The sequence below is a fragment of the uncultured Paraglaciecola sp. genome (assembly GCF_943787955.1).
Lineage (GTDB): Bacteria > Pseudomonadota > Gammaproteobacteria > Enterobacterales > Alteromonadaceae > Paraglaciecola.
The window spans coordinates 170,677-186,869 of sequence record NZ_CALSOK010000010.1 but is presented as its reverse complement, the minus strand read 5'-3'; the positions used below and the strand labels follow the sequence as shown (position 1 = coordinate 186,869).

19 protein-coding genes and 2 pseudogenes are annotated in these 16,193 nt (G+C 38.9%); 4 read left to right on the top strand and 17 right to left on the bottom strand.

All coding sequences use genetic code 11. From position 1 onward, the window contains the following. Window positions 1-229 precede the first annotated feature (229 nt). The 5 genes and pseudogenes from rpsI to Q0Y52_RS08510 form a co-directional block, all read right to left on the bottom strand. Window positions 230-622 (bottom strand): 30S ribosomal protein S9, encoded by a 393-nt coding sequence (rpsI, locus tag Q0Y52_RS08530; protein WP_215927513.1) that lies wholly within the window; start codon window positions 620-622, stop codon window positions 230-232. A gap of 12 nt (window positions 623-634) precedes the next feature. Then, complete coding sequence (gene rplM / locus Q0Y52_RS08525; RefSeq protein WP_293746423.1) at window positions 635-1,063, bottom strand: 50S ribosomal protein L13; 429 nt, start codon at window positions 1,061-1,063, stop codon at window positions 635-637. A 225-nt stretch (window positions 1,064-1,288) separates the two neighbouring features. Further along, a complete protein-coding gene (locus Q0Y52_RS08520) occupies window positions 1,289-2,014 on the bottom strand; it encodes a M23 family metallopeptidase (RefSeq protein ID WP_297821487.1) in 726 nt (241 codons plus the stop codon). 84 nt (window positions 2,015-2,098) lie between these two features. After that, window positions 2,099-2,977 (bottom strand): annotated as a pseudogene (locus Q0Y52_RS08515) (6-carboxytetrahydropterin synthase). Window positions 2,978-3,049: 72 nt separating this feature from the next. After that, window positions 3,050-4,144: pseudogene (locus tag Q0Y52_RS08510) on the bottom strand (nucleoid-associated protein). A gap of 122 nt (window positions 4,145-4,266) precedes the next feature. Here Q0Y52_RS08510 and Q0Y52_RS08505 point away from each other — a divergent pair. From Q0Y52_RS08505 to Q0Y52_RS08495, 3 genes are read left to right on the top strand one after another with little or no spacing between them, the layout of a single operon-like run. Next, the gene (locus tag Q0Y52_RS08505) at window positions 4,267-4,485 is read left to right on the top strand and encodes a DUF1414 domain-containing protein (RefSeq protein ID WP_297820617.1); all 219 of its coding nucleotides are present in this window, start codon (window positions 4,267-4,269) and stop codon (window positions 4,483-4,485) included. Between the two features lie 19 nt (window positions 4,486-4,504). Next, window positions 4,505-5,566: a DUF3413 domain-containing protein gene (locus Q0Y52_RS08500; RefSeq protein WP_297820615.1), complete on the top strand. Its 1,062-nt coding sequence runs from the start codon at window positions 4,505-4,507 to the stop codon at window positions 5,564-5,566. Further along, window positions 5,532-6,053 carry a hypothetical protein gene (locus Q0Y52_RS08495; protein WP_297820613.1) on the top strand — a complete coding sequence of 174 codons (522 nt, stop codon included), beginning with the start codon at window positions 5,532-5,534 and terminating at the stop codon, window positions 6,051-6,053. Before Q0Y52_RS08500 ends, Q0Y52_RS08495 begins: the two co-directional genes overlap by 35 nt. A gap of 264 nt (window positions 6,054-6,317) precedes the next feature. On the opposite strand, the gene Q0Y52_RS19460 is transcribed toward Q0Y52_RS08495, so the two are convergent. Together Q0Y52_RS19460 and Q0Y52_RS19455 are read right to left on the bottom strand one after the other, a co-directional pair. Next, window positions 6,318-6,608 carry a GNAT family N-acetyltransferase gene (locus tag Q0Y52_RS19460; protein WP_366939267.1) on the bottom strand — a complete coding sequence of 97 codons (291 nt, stop codon included), beginning with the start codon at window positions 6,606-6,608 and terminating at the stop codon, window positions 6,318-6,320. Continuing rightward, window positions 6,551-6,805 (bottom strand): GNAT family N-acetyltransferase, encoded by a 255-nt coding sequence (locus Q0Y52_RS19455; RefSeq protein ID WP_366939266.1) that lies wholly within the window; start codon window positions 6,803-6,805, stop codon window positions 6,551-6,553. The genes Q0Y52_RS19460 and Q0Y52_RS19455 overlap by 58 nt, the downstream gene beginning before the upstream one ends. Window positions 6,806-7,266: 461 nt before the next feature. Between Q0Y52_RS19455 and Q0Y52_RS08485 the strand changes: the two genes are divergently transcribed. Continuing rightward, entirely contained in the window at window positions 7,267-7,527 is a 261-nt protein-coding gene (locus Q0Y52_RS08485) for a hypothetical protein (protein ID WP_297820611.1), read from the top strand. 9 nt (window positions 7,528-7,536) lie between these two features. Here Q0Y52_RS08485 and Q0Y52_RS08480 read toward each other — a convergent pair. The 10 genes from Q0Y52_RS08480 to Q0Y52_RS08440 all read right to left on the bottom strand — a co-directional run bounded on the left by Q0Y52_RS08480 (window position 7,537) and on the right by Q0Y52_RS08440 (window position 15,532). Then, a protein-coding gene (locus Q0Y52_RS08480) for an IS3 family transposase (RefSeq protein WP_297816348.1) occupies window positions 7,537-8,693 on the bottom strand; the annotation gives its coding sequence in 2 pieces (ribosomal slippage) (window positions 7,537-8,447 and window positions 8,447-8,693; 1,158 coding nt in all). Window positions 8,694-9,347: 654 nt separating this feature from the next. Then, a complete protein-coding gene (locus Q0Y52_RS08475; protein WP_366939265.1) occupies window positions 9,348-10,181 on the bottom strand; it encodes a putative RNA methyltransferase in 834 nt (277 codons plus the stop codon). A 252-nt stretch (window positions 10,182-10,433) separates the two neighbouring features. Continuing rightward, a complete protein-coding gene (locus tag Q0Y52_RS08470) occupies window positions 10,434-10,877 on the bottom strand; it encodes a hypothetical protein (RefSeq protein ID WP_297820607.1) in 444 nt (147 codons plus the stop codon). Beyond that, a complete protein-coding gene (locus tag Q0Y52_RS08465) occupies window positions 10,874-11,545 on the bottom strand; it encodes a hypothetical protein (RefSeq protein ID WP_297820605.1) in 672 nt (223 codons plus the stop codon). Before Q0Y52_RS08465 ends, Q0Y52_RS08470 begins: the two co-directional genes overlap by 4 nt. A 19-nt stretch (window positions 11,546-11,564) precedes the next feature. After that, complete coding sequence (locus Q0Y52_RS08460; RefSeq protein WP_297820603.1) at window positions 11,565-11,894, bottom strand: hypothetical protein; 330 nt, start codon at window positions 11,892-11,894, stop codon at window positions 11,565-11,567. Window positions 11,895-11,977: 83 nt separating this feature from the next. After that, window positions 11,978-12,895, bottom strand: a complete 918-nt coding sequence (locus Q0Y52_RS08455; protein ID WP_297820602.1) for a hypothetical protein — start codon at window positions 12,893-12,895, stop codon at window positions 11,978-11,980. Then, entirely contained in the window at window positions 12,870-13,307 is a 438-nt protein-coding gene (locus Q0Y52_RS08450; RefSeq protein ID WP_297820599.1) for a glycosyltransferase family 2 protein, read from the bottom strand. The genes Q0Y52_RS08455 and Q0Y52_RS08450 overlap by 26 nt, the downstream gene beginning before the upstream one ends. Window positions 13,308-13,497: 190 nt before the next feature. Further along, window positions 13,498-13,833: a hypothetical protein gene (locus Q0Y52_RS08445; protein ID WP_297820597.1), complete on the bottom strand. Its 336-nt coding sequence runs from the start codon at window positions 13,831-13,833 to the stop codon at window positions 13,498-13,500. Between the two features lie 240 nt (window positions 13,834-14,073). Beyond that, entirely contained in the window at window positions 14,074-14,280 is a 207-nt protein-coding gene (locus Q0Y52_RS19450) for a sulfotransferase family 2 domain-containing protein (protein WP_366939281.1), read from the bottom strand. A 61-nt stretch (window positions 14,281-14,341) separates the two neighbouring features. Next, window positions 14,342-15,532 (bottom strand): IS4 family transposase, encoded by a 1,191-nt coding sequence (locus tag Q0Y52_RS08440; RefSeq protein WP_297820596.1) that lies wholly within the window; start codon window positions 15,530-15,532, stop codon window positions 14,342-14,344. Window positions 15,533-16,193: the final 661 nt, after the last annotated feature.

Here is a 16,193-nt window from a genome sequence, read left to right as displayed (position 1 = left end):
TTCAAATGACTTATATGAGACTTAAGAAATAAAGTTTTCTTATTAACCGAAAATGATAAAAGAAAACCCACATAAAAGACAAGGAAATCGTTAATAAAATGAAGAATTACCGATACTTAACAGATTTTTAAGAGAATATTGATTGGATAAAGGATATTTGTACAAAAGGTAGGCAATAAAAAACCCAGCAAAAGCTGGGTTTTTGAATATCTATTGTCGATCGTGACAATTAACGTTTTGAGAATTGTGGACGTTTACGTGCTTTATGAAGACCCACTTTCTTACGCTCAACTTTACGTGCATCACGAGTAACAAAGCCCGCTTTACGTAATGCTGGACGAAGTGTTTCGTCAAATTCCATCAAGGCACGTGTAATGCCGTGACGAATTGCACCAGCTTGTCCACTAATACCACCACCGGCAACGGTGATGTAAAGGTCAAACTTTTCAGTCATCTCAACTAACTCTAGCGGTTGACGCACGATCATACGTGCAGTCTCACGACCAAAGAAAACGTCAAGAGGACGTTGATTAACTACAATGTTGCCACTACCTGCGCGAAGAAAAACACGAGCGGTAGAACTTTTGCGTCGGCCAGTGCCGTAATATTGATTATCTGCCATCTGTAATGCTCCTTAAAGGTCTAAGACTTGAGGCTGCTGAGCAGCATGTTTATGCTCAGGGCCAGCGAAGACTTTCATTTTGCGGAACATATCGCGTCCAAGTGGACCTTTAGGCAACATACCTTTAACCGCTTTTTCAATGATCATCTCTGGTTTGAAAGCTTGTAACTTTTCAAACGTCGTATCTTTAAGACCGCCTGGATAACCAGAGTGAGAATAGTAAATCTTGCCCTTAGCTTTATTGCCAGTAACAGTGACTTTCTCAGCGTTGATCACAACTATATAATCACCAGTGTCCACATGAGGAGTGTACTCTGGCTTATGCTTACCGCGTAAACGGCTAGCAATCTCAGTCGCTAAACGACCAAGAGTTTTGTCTGCGGCGTCAACCACATACCATTCACGTTTTACCGTTTCTGGCTTTGCAACAAAAGTTTTCATTTAAAATTACCCGAAATATATAAATAATCGTTACATGATTTTGTGTTCGATATTTCACTACCGACTGCTACACAAAACCGCTAAAAATCAATACCTTGACCCCTTCGAGTCGTATGATTCATCCGCTTTCCCACAAGCGGGGGCAACTGGGCAGGGCGCGAATTATACAGAAGTTAAGGGAAAACGCGAGGGTAAATATTGAGCTTTTTATTAATAAGCAGAGATTTAACGTTTAGGTACCAATAAAGCAGGGTCTAATCTTTCTTTGAACCAATTAATCCGCCAGTCCAGATGAGGTCCAGTGGCTCGTCCAGTAGATCCAATTTCTGCAACCAAATCGCCTTGTTTTACTGAGGTGCCTGCTTCTACATGCCCTTTACTCAAGTGCAAAAACGTTGAAGACACACCGTGTCCATGATCGATGATCATAGTGCCGCCAGAATAATACATGTCTGGGACAAACAAAGTCACAATGCCATTAGCTGGTGCATACACAGGCGTGCCTGTTGGAGCGGCCACGTCTAAGCCAAAATGAGGGCGTTTAGGCGTACCGTTAAAAACGCGCTGGCTGCCATAGACACCACTAATAGGTCCCTCGGCTGGCCAAATAAAGTCTTGGTAAAAATCTGTACGTGCATCATCTAAGGCCCGCGCTTTACCTATCTGTCGATTATCTAGCTTTATTCGTTCACTTACCTCTTTGGGCGGGCTAACGTATTTACTAGGGATCCCTTCAATTTTCTGAATAGCGTACGTTCTTGTTTGTAACTGCAGCGACCGAGTTTGTTCAACACCTTGATTGTCTGACCACTTGAGTTGATGTGTTAACTCGGCATCTCGACCAAATCCAAAAGCAAAATAACCATCGGCTGATACTTTAAGTGACTTATCGTTTAACCAAACTTTATGACCAACTGGCACTTGCCCACGAATTAAACTGCCTTGGGTCATTTCACCTTTTAGTTGCAAAGTCACTGGCGAAAACCGAGAATGTTGAAAAACACACAACACAAAGCAAACCAAACTAAGATGGATCTAAGCAAAAGCAATCGCTCCTTTGCCAACACCTTCATAAGCCAACACTTTAAAGTCGCTGCTACTGCTCTAAACGTTTATGTTCATCTGCCATAAATTGCGCTAAACATTCTACGGTGGTATCTGTATCAATCATTTCTGATTCTGCTTTAGGAATAGCCAGTTCAAATCTGCCTTGTGAAGATTCATATGCAAAAACATGGTGGTGATTAGGATCTGGATACAGCAACGAAAAAACGGTTTCCTTAATATCTACAATATCTTCATTAGAGCCAATGTAGATATCACACCAACGTTTGGCCCAATATTCTTGCCACTTGATACTTTCTTGCTGGTTTTCGAAGACAACAACCTTAGAGCGGTGGCCATGAGCAATCCGTTGGCAATTGCCATCATGCTTTTTAAGGCCGTGGGTGTAGTGATAAAATGGAGTATTAATGACTTCCGCTCGCAAATTTAACTCAAGACCGGCTACGTTCTCTGGTAAGTGCGTGGCAATCACATCTTTAAGATAATCACTCACCGAAGGCATAGTCACATTTTGTGAATACACAAAGGCATAAGCTTCAGCAGGGCAGTTCAAATGAATAGATTTATTGTCGGGTCGAATAAAATCAACTTTTACTCTGTCTGACTTTTCGATCATGCTCACACATGGCTGTATTCATGCTCCACCGGCACTAACAGTTTGTGATCGATGTATTCATCAATAAGTTGTTTGAGTTGCTTTTTAACTTTACCAAAGTCCAACACCATGCTTTCTTCATTCAAATCACCGCTTAGGACCACGTCTACTATCCAGCTTTCTCCTACCATGCCACGCTCTGGGCAAAGGTAAGAAAAATCCATTACGGTCAAATCATTAACGAATAATTGCATAAAAAGTGTATATATCCTGTTCTGTGAAGCTGTTAATCTATTAGCGGTATTATAAAGATAACGAGGCAGATGTCAGCTTTGTGATTTCAAAAGTTGATCTTTCAAGTTGGGTGGAATGCCTCTGATCATCAAAGTATCAGAACCCGCATCGTAACTGACTCTATCACCTAATAATTTACGCTCAAAACTGAGTGAAACACCCCCACCCTGGCCACTAAATTTAGCTAAGGTTTTTAATCACGCGCGATCGGCTTGAAATTGTTCTTCGACTGGCGCTTCTGCGCTGTTGGTTAAATTCTTCAAAGCTTATATGGTCACTGGGCAACTTAGCAGCCAATTCCTGAATCTGAATATCTTCACCCAACTCCAGTTTTTCTTTGTAATAATTTGAAACCGTATCTCGTGCTTGGTCTTTCTCAGTTGGGATCTAGTTGTTCAGAGGCAAGAAACGCATCCACAGTGGTTAATAACTGTTTATTTTGTTGCTTTAACATCAACCAATTCTTCACAACCAATAAAATGCATGAAAAAGTCTGATACTTTGCGCCCCATGCGCCCTTTGATAAAACTGATATAACGCAATTGCTCAGCGGTCACAGCTAATTGAGTCAAATCAATTCTCACCGCCAATTGCATTTTGGCTAAATCTAAATGGTCACTGCTGGTTAGCTCTAAATCGCCGGTTTATCTCAACATGTTGCTTAGTATTAATAATCGCAATCATCAAATAATCAGTGGCTAAAAATTGGTAATGGCTAAACACCACAAAACCCGTTTCAAGGGTGCCCGTATCAATTAAAGACTTTTTCAACAACTCACTGGCTTGAATACTAAATTCAACAAAGTCTGTTTTTCAGACTGCATGTCTTCTAACAATGTTTTAAATGACACCGCGTGAGGAGCCATAGAAGTAGGCTGCTCTTGAGCAGATGGCTCTTTATGAGCTGAACGGCTCTCGACTGACACTGACTATCTCAGCATTGTTCAGCCACAAACGCACCGACACCCTTGACCAGGCTTAGTATTAAAGGCATGATTAATTTGTTGAGCCAAGTTTTCTATTTCAGGGCACACATCAAAACAACTCGCTCGGGGAACTAGGGTAAGCTCCTGTTGTTGATTAACGGCCAACTGGTGTACAACAAAATGATGGATCAACGCACTCACATTCTTTCCTTAACAAAAATCAATTAAATTTGGTCGTTAACTTGCTGGTTTATTAGCATTTCATCTAGACCATTGTTACTATCATATTAATACAATATGCTATTATTTCTGAGCTAAGCAACATGCCCCAACAATCCAAATACTCTGACAGCCAATTTGAAGCCATCATGCATGACATCATTATTGCCTTAGAGAAAAGCAAAGCAAACCGAGACCTATCACTTATGGTGTTAGGGAATGTCGTTACTAATATATTTCATCAGCAAGTGCCAGAAAACCAGCGTCAACAGATGGCCGAACAGTTTACACAAGTGCTACTAAAAAGTATCAACGGAAAATAAAAAAAGGTCGACAGGTTAAATGATCCTAGCAGAAACCCCACGCAGAAAAGTAGTCACCCAATTGGTTAACTGGAGTCACTGGTTTGCGCTGCTTAATATTATTATCGCAGTCACTATTGCGGCTATTTATATTCTTAATTCTCCGGCTCCTGGTTCGGTAATTGGCACCTTTTACCTATTCACCAACTGGTTGAGCCATATAGGGTTTTTGACATTTTTTGGGTTTATCATGCTTATCCTACCATTGTGCTACTTAGTGCCCAATGTAAAAGTGGTGAAAACACTGAGTTCAGTTTTAGCCGCTTTGGGCTTAGCATTATTGGCTTTTGATGCACTACTGTATAATAAGTATGGCGTACACCTCAGTCTTAATTCAGCTGAGTTGATACGCGCCGAAACACAAACTGCCATCGCTCAGTTTGGTTGGCAACAGTGGGGCTTTCTGCTGTTGTTATTTGTTGTTTGGTTGTCATTTCAATTAATTGTTGCGAATGCGTTATGGCAACGCATCGGCAGATTACAAAATCGCAAATTAGGATTACCTATCAGTGGATTTTTTGTGAGCTGTTTTGTTATCAGCCATGCCTTGCATGTTTGGGCTGATGCCAACCTGTATCAGCCAATTGTGCAGCAAGACAATATGTTCCCCCTGTCTTATCCAGCGACGGCTAAAACCTTGATGGCCAAATACAGCCTGCTCGATATAGAAGACTACCAGCAACGCAAAGCGTTGCAATTCAATCAAACCATCAAGGGTATTATTTATCCAGCAGAGTCAGTTTATTGCTCAGTAGATAACAGCAAAAAAGTTTTGCTGTTATCACTAGTAGAAGGAGAATTGCCAGTTTCCAAATCAGGCCTGTCTAACTTTGAGCATCACTACCTGCTGGAATCCTCTATAGACAATGGCATCACAACTGTTTTATACGGCTTGCCTGAGTTGTATCACTCAGCTTTGAAAAGTTACTCGCCACTATTATTACAATTACCCAACTCAATGGGGTTAAACGTAGCGTTGTATCTCAATAATACTAGCTATCAACAGCTTGGCAAGTTATCAACAAGGTTGGCGAAAATTTAAACAAGGCGTGTTCGATGCCACGAGCAATTTATCCATTGGTTTTGTCGAAGCAGCGCAATTGGATGAAATATTAACAGAAAAGGTCTTAACGCAATATCAAGTTATAGTCACAAACCTGGTTGCTCAGCACGCTTTTAAAAATACATTGTTGAGCAACATCACCATTAATAAATCGATGTCTAGCTTAGAAGATATTGCACCAACAGCATTAAATTTATTGGGCTGTGCAGCACAGCCTAAAGCCTACAGTACTGGGAGTTCACTCACCCAGAAAGGTAACCTCAACTATATTGTCAGCACAAAAGGCAGTAAAGTGATGTTATTAACCAACAAGCAACGGATCGAAATCATGAAAAATGGCAATGTGCGTGTGTTTGATTTAAACACACGCGACGAAGTCTTTAGTCAGGTTGACCTTAATATTCTTAGCCAAGGAATGAAACATCTCAGTCGCTTTTCGGCAAAACGCTCAATTCGCCCCTTATAAATAAAATATCTTTAACGACAATATTATCGCTAAATAAAACGCTTGTTATCCCTACTGTACAAAATATAAGCGTTTAGCGCAGAGGACTGTTCGAAAAGCCAGACAAAACATCCCCTATCACGTAACCAGTTAGCATCAATTCGTTTGCAAGAAGTGTAATAATCATATGACCATGATTGATGCAGGTTAAGGATTTTATCTAGCCCAACATACTCGTAAACCAGTGCTGTTGATATGTGATTTCTGCTAGTACCACATTTATCTTTAAAATTGATAATATACAACGTGGCGCTCAAACAATGGGTCCTTATGCAGATAGGTTTTTACGTAGGACATATCAATTTTTTTCATTACGGCTATTGAACCAAGATTATCTTTTACAGCAATGGCAGAGAAATGTTTAAGATCGTTATTTGCAAGGGTATTCTTGATGTGTAAAGCAGCTTCACTGGCATACCCTTTGCCCCAAGGTGACTGAAAAAAGCGCCAGCCCAGTTCTACATTATCGAACTCGGGTGCCTCTGAGAAAAGTGCATTGGCCGCACGAATATCCAACCAATATATTCGTTGCTTGAGCTAATATTGACTTGCCACAATCCCCACCCTTTTTGCTCATTGAGATAACGTTCCATTCGAGGAATAAAAATCTCGTTTATTTCGGTCATGGTAGCGGGTTTGCCGCCATTGAGAAATCGCATCACCTGTGGGTCTTGATCGAGTTGAAAGAACAATTCGCTGTCTGCTTTCGTCATTAATGTATAACTTAAGCGGGCTGAAGGAATTATTATCATAAATTAGGGATTCAAGCTGCACTAAGAGTGCGGCTATTCTACAAAAATGTTGAGGGAATGCTGGGGTTTTAATGTTTCGAAAAGTGTATATCTGTATTCAAGTAACCAATGAACCGTTTAATTAGCGGGGACGTTCTCAATTTATGTAATAGCTCTGCCTTTCTCACCCAACAGAAAAATTTTGTATCAGCCTTAGGATGAATCACCTATACACTGGTCGTTTTCAAAGACAATCGGCGGCTGGTTAGTGAGTATTAGTCTTCGATGGCTTTATTGTAAAGCGGTCGTTCGCAAAGTTTTAGAGTGCGTCTGAAACTTGCCATAACCAGACATCCCCTCCCAATGTCAGAATACTTTACACGTTTTTTGAATCGCCAAGACTGCAAAGCTCTTAGCTTAAGAGTATTTAGTCAAGAATTGACGTGCGTCAAAAAGTTTTTCATTCCTATCTTATAAGATTGGTTCTAAATCTTAGTGTTAATCAAATCATAATCGGGGTAAAAATGAGCAAACGCGATGAATATGCAACCAAACTTAAGCAAACTGTTGATGAGTTTAGTGAAAAAATAGCAGAACTTGAAGTTAAAGCCGGCCAGGCCCAAGCTGAGGTCAAAGCTGAAATCGAAAAGCAAATCGCATCGTTAAAAGAACAAGCTAAACCGCTAACTGATAAATTAGACTAGTTGTTCTGGTCAAGTCCAACCGGACACTTTTCTAAAGGAGTTTTCAAATTCAATTGGCGATTGATCCAAATTAGCTGAATGTAGTCGCTCAACATTATAATATTTCATGTACCTAGCAACATCTTCTCGCATATGTGTTCGAGTGGGCTGCGGTACTTTAAACAACCAATCATGCTTTAAACTTCCAAAGAAGCGCTCCACAACAGCATTATCCCAGCAAGCTCCAACATCCCCCATACTAGCTCGACAACCTAATCGCGACAGTAGATTTCTAAAGCCTTTACTCGTGTACTGAGAGCCTCTGTCACTGTGAACCACCAAACCTTTTGGTGGTTTGCGTAAGTTATGAGCCTTTATCAGCGCTTGCTCGACCAAATCACGCGTCATGCGTTTTGATATATGCCAGCCCACAATACGGCGTGAGTACAAATCCATGACAATTGCTAGATATAACCAGCCCTCACCAGTCTTTAAATAGGACACATCACCCGCCCAAATTTGATTGGGTCCAACAGGATTGAAATTCATATTTAGCAAGTTGTCAGCCACAGCATCACTGTGTTTGCGCTTGGTTGTCACTTTATAAGCTATTCGCTGAGTCACAACTAATTTAAGCCGTTCCATTAACTTAATGGCGCGATACCGCGTTATTTCAAAGCCTTCTTTGCGTAGTGCTTTAGCAAGCTCTCTGCTGCCTAAACTGTTTCGACTTGCCTTGAATAATGCTTTGGCTCGTCGATACAGTCTTAGCATTTGAGCGCTAATGAGTTCACCAGGTTTTTTTAGCCATGCGTAGTATGCTGACGAACTCACTTCCATCACTTTACAAGCAACTGACACCGGATACTTCGCATCAAGCTCACTTATAAAAGAATATCTTACTTCATTTCTTTCGCGAAGAAGGCACTGGCCTTTTTTAGGATTTCACGCTCCATTTGTAGACGTTTACTATCTTTCCTGAGCTGAATTAACTCTGCCCGTTCATCACCAGATAATGCATCACCTAGTGCCTGTTTCTTATGCTTAGCTACCCAGTTGTAAAGTAGTTTGTCTGTCACACCTAAAGATGCAGCAGCTTGTACGATTGGATAGTCTTGCTCTATTACCAGAGCGACCGCTTCTTGTTTAAATTCTGCGGGATAATGTTTATTTGTTCGTTTAGTCATATTCACCTCAATTAACAGGATTATAATCCTTTATTGAAGTGTCCGGTTAATTCAACCACAACAAGTGGAAAGAGGAAAGTGAGGAAAAAATGGACGAGTATCTGAAGGAAGCGAAAAAAATCCGTGATGCCTTTCTCCATTCCTTTAACTACTTTAAGTCACAACTTAAATAAACGATGGGCAGCCGTGGAAACTTCTCACTCGGCTGCAACTAGCATGATTTTGTGGTATGAACACTTCAAGCTGCAAATACTGCTAGTGCGAAAGTGTCAGAAAAACCAACCTTAAGCCGCCGTGTGCAAAGGTCTTAAGTTTGTTCAATAAAGAACTTAGTGGTTGCTGTTCATCACAATACTCGTTAAGACACCTCCAACATTGAAAGCTATAATGAGTAGAGTCGAACGTTAATCTTGGCTGAGATCTTTGTGCCATTTGCAGACCTAAACTGTAAAATTAATTCAGGATGAAAGACCTAAAAAGTGGGTTCTGTCATTGCCAAAAGTATCCGATAACCGACTCTTAAAATGAATATCTGCGCAATTCGTATCAAGGCTTAAACTAGCTGACATATAAATTTTAAGTTGACCCTGCCCCCCGATTTAATATTTTATCTCTATAAAAGCTCTCAAAAACACGCTGGGTCAGGCTCTACCATTAGGTTTTAACATACACTCTGATATCAAAATCAGTGGTAAACTGTTGTAAGTTATCCACCAACATCTGCTTTTTCTCTGCAGTAGCCGACCAATAATAAGGTGTCATCATCAACAGGTTTTCCCTTTGCTCGGGTTCAGTAAGTTGCATAACAAAGTTAATATTTAACTGTTGTGATAATTCAAACTCTTGAGGCGTGACTTGTTCTGCTTTGTGCTCAGTCGGTTTGTCGTATAAGGCCTGTTTAAACTCAAATAAATGATTCGCTGCTGGGTTAACGGTTATCCATATTCCGCTGGACTTTAATACTCGATGAATTTCAAGTTCGCTGCTGGGCGCGAAAATTTGTAAAACTGCATCTTGACTGTTGTTTTCTAACGGCAGTTGAAACGTGCTGGCTACAGCATAGTGATTATTTGAATATTTTTTCGCGGCTTTTTGTACTGCGAACTTAGAAATATCCAAGCCACTAAACTCAATCTGAAGGTCAGTTTGGTTGCAATATTGACTCACTTGAGCCATGTAATAACCTTCACCACAACCCGCATCGAAGAAACTCACTGCAGACTCGTGTGTAATTGTTGCAAGGTGCTGATTAAAGATGTAGGAAATAGCATCCGCCAGGGGTTGATAAAACCCTAACGCCAAAAAGGCACGGCGCCCATTAACCATTTGTTTATTGTCACCAGGCTGTTTGCTATTTTTATGTTGGACTAATAGCAAATTCACATATCCCTCTTTAGCCACATCATAACTATGGCCATTGGAACAAGCCCAGATATGATTATTTAGTGACAGCACATTTGAACAAGAGGGGCATATCCATGATGGCATAAGACTATTATCAACCTTGTTGGTTACGTTAGTAGTTAGCTACAAATTATAACACCATCAAAGACTTGTTGGCTTTTTTGTTAGCTTCTTTGTTATTTAATATGGCTGGCTATCTTGTAAAGATATATTCATCACAGACACAACACCGTTACAAACTCAGGAAGCCAATAATACTGTCGAATAATGGTCTGGCAGCTAGTTTGAAGGCTTTATCGACGTCTTTCTAAACCATTAACATTTCGGTGAGGGCTCTTAATCCTTTACTTTGTTATTGATTTTCCATGCTAAAAAAGACTCAGCGTTATCTTGTTGTTTAATACCCAAAGGTAAAAGTACGCCTTTATCAAGATAACCTTGGATCCGCTCTTTTGGTATATTACCAATGCCTATGCCTGCTAATATTGCATGTGTTTTTTGATCCATATTTTGTACATAGAGCATTTGGCCATCACAACAACAAACCAGAAAGCGAATAGGCGATTGCGAATCATCAGCTACATTATTAGTACTTGCTGGATGTAAAGCCTCTTTCTCTTTTTGGCTTAACCATAATTGATAATGCATCTCAGGTGTTACTAACAAACGTAACCGGTTAAGCGCTCGTTGTTTTTTACCTTGCATAAACCAAAAAAGAGCGATTAACACTCGGTGAGGTTTCATAAAAAACAAACGAATCACTTGGCTCGTAAAACTCATACCACTCCTACAAAATGTTGTTGCCAAAAACGCTTTTGTTCTTGATGACTGTTTAACTGGTGAAAGTTAGTAACACTTCCCTGATATAAAGCCTGTAAAGCATCAGGGGGGTCAATTAACCTAGATATTTCATCAATCCACAGCTCAACACTATTATTAAGGCTTAAGCCGTTAGTACCATGTTGTATATATTGTGCGTAATTCCATGAATCACTGTACACACCTGCACAACCAACCAAACTTGTTTCTAAAATTTTATTAATAGAACGTGAGTTATTAATAGGCGTATCAACAATAGGATAAAGCGCTAAGTGATAACATTGCTCAGCAATAGTAAAACGCTTAAAGTACTTTTTATACTTAGCCCAACGCATCACTTTTTTACGGTTCACCCTTGGGTGATGGTCTAACTCGCCCATTAAGAGCTGGTTAGAATAATAACTAAAAGAAAGCTGCTCATATTTAGCTAATAAACGCTCAACAATGGCATAACAAAATTCAAAACCAGCTAAATGGCTATTCATTCTTAAATGTACTAGTTTTATTTCAGCATTACTTTCATTAACGTTAAAGTGAGCGCCGCTAGGAGGTACTGCATGCCAAAGAGGGTGCAAACAAGCTATTGCTTTATTATTTGGTGAGTGGGGAATTAAATTATTATTAGACACCACTACCAACGAGGCTTTATTAATTAATTAATTGATTAGCCATACCGCAAGCAAAGTTATTCAACCTGTTTTTATACTCTTCGGGTAAACTAGTATCGTATTTTGCTTGCCAAATGTTGTCGTCAATTAAATAAATAAGCTCTAAGGCTTTATTACTAATAATTGACCGCAATAACTTTTCTTTATCACGCCGGATCACCAACACCTCATTACCACACTGAAAGGTATTGTCACCTAAACGTTTAATCGGTTTAGTGTTATTAATATCTTGCCACGGATAGTTTGAAATAAGCGGGTTACAACTGTTCAAGAAATACAAATCGGTAGTGGGAATGGGTGACCAAAACATAATATGGGTACAACTCTTTTTTTAAAAAATCATGTAAAATAAGCAACAATATAAACGCAATACGTCTGGTTTAAGACACCTTATTAGCTTTCTTCATTATACAATTTATGCAACTTAATAATCATTGGCCCATTTGGTCGGCATTTATTAGCTTCATTAATGAAACGACAAGCCAGTATAAGTTCCCCTTGGTTATAATAATAAATAGCCATTTCACGGTAAAAATCAGCATACTTTTGTTTAGGGAACGAGATCTTTTTCAAAGCTATTTCAGCACCATCTAGCAATAATTTATCATTCGTATCAAATGCATTTTTAGAAGCATAAAAAGCAAACTTACGCGTTAAACGCGTTAATCCTAAATGATGAAATAACTTGGTTGCTATGCTGTATATTAAATACAACCATGAATGTTTAATCATTACTCTTTGATCAAGTTTATTTTGAACAACTTTACGGTATAAGACTTTTCTTAAATCAATAACTTGTGGTAATTGGATATTTAAGAATAATTTGTAAAATAAATCAGCATCGCTACCTTTGGCTTTTGCAGCCCAACCCATGACTTTATCAAATCTACTTTTAATAAAAGTTTCACTCTGAGCAATAATAGGAGCTAATGAACAAGCTTGAATAAACTGATCAAATCTCAAATAATAGTCTTTCAATAAATCAGGAGAAAACTCGATCACATCATAATCGTTCCCCAGCTTATCTATTTCTTCAGATTTATAGTACCCAGGTCTATTATTTTTAATCTTTGATTTATTAGCCCTACCTCTACCTAGTAAAGAGATATACTCCATCTCACTTCTATACATACGGTGAATAACAAAATAATCATGTGTTAAACACTGTGCATTCGATAATCCACACAATTTTGAATCACCAAAATCAAAACTATCTCCATTACCACGGGTATAAACAAGATCTTTACCTGTTACATTATGTAATCGTACTTTTTCCCAAGGGCCATTAAGTTGAAAATGGCTCTTCATCACAGTGAACAAACCAATTAAAATTGATCACTTGAGGATAATTAAATAACCGTATAGCCTCTTTAATAGATGTTTTAAAATCAGCGGGGGTCCAAAATTCATCGATATCTAACAACATTAAATGAGTAAAACCATCAGCAAGCGCATTTTTAGTTATTTCTGTATAGGCTAGAGATTGAAAGTTAGAAGAGGATTTTTTAAATAACTTATCGGCATTGATTACTTTTACCGGATAATTATCAGTTATATTTTCAAGTACTGCTGATGAGTTATCAACCGTGTTATTGATATAAATTTCAATTTCATCAAAACCAAAATCAAGGTGGTGAAAAATCCATTCTGGCAAATAGGCCGCTTCGTCTCTGGCTATTGCTGCTAATTTAATTTTTATCAATTTTTTTTCTGCTACGTTCAACTAGAATATTTCCAATATATAAATTTAAGTGTCATTACCAATGAATAAAACAATTCAATTATGTTTTATTTGAGAGAGTTTACCGTGTGTTTCATTATCCTTAAAAAATATGAACTCCTTATTAGCAATTAACTATTACGTCCTCAACAAAGGTTAGTACCTACCTTGCTCCCTATTCTTTTTTAACTAATTAAACATCTTCCTCATTGTATTTATCCAACAGGTTTTTATACTCATTATGTTTTTCTTTAATCACAGGGCCATTGGGTCTTGATTGGTAAGCCAAGGCTATTAAATTCGGCGCTAATTTGAGATCTGTTGACTCTAAGCGTAATGCTTCATCTCTTAAAAAATTCACATCAAAACTATATTTCACGTCTTCAAGTTCTACCGTATAAATATCTAAAATAGGAGAGCAAACATCAGAAATGTTTAAAAGGTCTTTCTCCTCACACCTTTTTTTATATAATGCAATATTAGGAGCATAAAGCTGACTAACCAAATCGAATAGTTCTTTATCATACAATGATGCATGAGTTGGACATTACCCTGATCGTTTCAGCACGGCAATATCAAAGGCAGGCATATCGGCATAACATTGATCATTGATTGTTTGATACTTATGAGTGCCATGCTCAGTTAGTTCTCGTGCATCGACCACGTTAAAATCTTTTTTTTCTTTTAAACGAGTTACCGCTTGTGGGAAGTTTTCTAAAGAAAAATATTCTGAATATTTTTTATAAATTAAAAAATCGACTTGTGGCCGTCAATGTATATTGGAATTTAATATAGCGGTATTTTTTAAGGATAAAACAAAATCATGAAAAGAAAGATTATCTAAATCGACTTTACGACTTAGTACATCGCGATATTGCCAAGCGTCGGGCTCTTTTGCAACAAATTTATCTAAAAACACCGAAGCTAAGCGCCGAAAGGGGCAACGTAATACAACGAAGGTATAATCAGCCTTAATTGCCTCACCTAAAGTCGCCTGGGTCCCTCAGGGTCAGAGTCTGAGGGATCCCCACGAATATTCAATCATTAGAATTGCCTGCAATCATAGTTCTGAGATTTAATACCGCTGTTTCAAATTGCTCGCAGAGCAATTTGAAACGCTTATCTACGAAGCCCCGCAATCCTAAATAGTGAAACGATAATACTCGTCTAACCTTAACTGTGTTTGCTTGATAACGACGGTGCAAACCGCCCATGAACATGGCCAAACCTATAATGTTAGCTAGAATACTGGCAAGTGTGGCGATGAGGATAAGTACTGCAATGCGGTGTACACATCGGCTTTTATGATGTTCAAACCCCAACCCAAATAAGCTACTTTTGATATCTCTAAACTCTTCTTCAATTTGCATGCGCAGCCGATAAATAGCGACTATCTTTTTACCTAAACTCTTGGTTCGAGGAAGTGAAGTAGCAATCAACCAAGGGTCTGTAGCGCCTCTTGCATGGACCTTTGAACACTTAGATTGTCGGGTAAGGTTGTGTCGCGTTAAACTATGTCGCCCTTTGTTTTTGCCTTTAAATAATACCAAGGTGCATGCTAAAGGTTGGCTGCGGCAAATATGGCTAGTAAACCCTATAGGTTGACTGGTAGCTCGTTTATATAGCTCAGAGGTATGCTCCCAGTCTTCTTTCTGATTAACATACATCATTGGCTTTCGGACTCTTCCTGCAAAGTCCCACCCCAGAGCAATGACGTCTCTAAACCAGGTCGTTTTATAGCCTGCATCTGTCACAATTATCGGTTTAACATCGTCATCGATAATCGTCTTTAATTTTGCTAAGAACGCCTTATGTGTACACCGTTTCTCTTTCGTGTTCATACCATGAACTTCTTGATAAATAGCTACTCCTCGACCATTAAAAGCCACTGAAGCCCTTAGCAAAAAGCAGCCTTTATGCGTATCTAAATCCGACCAGTCAATCAGAATAATAGGACGTAACGAAGCATTCGCATATTGCGTGTAGATTGCTTGATAGATAGGTAATTGTTCGTTAATAATATGTTTATTAGACAACAATCGGTCGGCTTGTTTGATGCGATGCTTTTCATATGCTGAAGATGATATGCCGCGTCCTATACCAGTTACAGTGGCTTTGGCTCCATTTAGCAAACTGCTCACACAGCTGGTTAATGACGCACGTCTAACTTTATGCATTTTAGGCGTGACAGTTGTAAGGAACTTCTTCAAAATAACAATTGCATTCATGGTATTTACCGGTTAGAGATGTTTGGCGATTGATCTGATCACCAAATACCGTGAATGTTCCAAACTCTTTTAAAATTACTTACCGTTTATTTCGTGGGGATACCTCAGGGTCAGAGTCAACTTAAAACTTATACGTCAGCTAACTAAAGCTTTTACACGAATTGCGCAGACATTCATTGTAAAAATCTTTTAGCTGAATAGGCTAGCTGATAACCTTAACAATGCCAGGGACCACTTTTTAGGTCTTTCCCCCACCTGAATTAATTCTACAATGAAGATCTATAATTGGCACGAACCACTTTTTACCTGATCCATGAGTCTATGAAAGCTTTGGGCGGCTGAGTTTCTTCTATTTCTTAGGCTATATTCAAGCTAATGTTTTGACTGGGAAAACCGAACGAGACAGTGATATATTAGCTTTAGGAGCTGCTTTAGAGCCAAATTATTGCAGGATTAATTGCTAATAGTAGTCACAGGCTCACGACTAACGTCTTTCCCACCTTGTTCCAACATTATCCCCATTTACAGACGGTACATTTTTAGAGGTCATAACAAGATAATGTCGGCGGCTAGTATTATCCCTCATTGATTTTACTGTATGGCCGGCACCTAAAATAGTAAATAACAACGCATATTTTGATTGCTTTTCATTCGATACCTC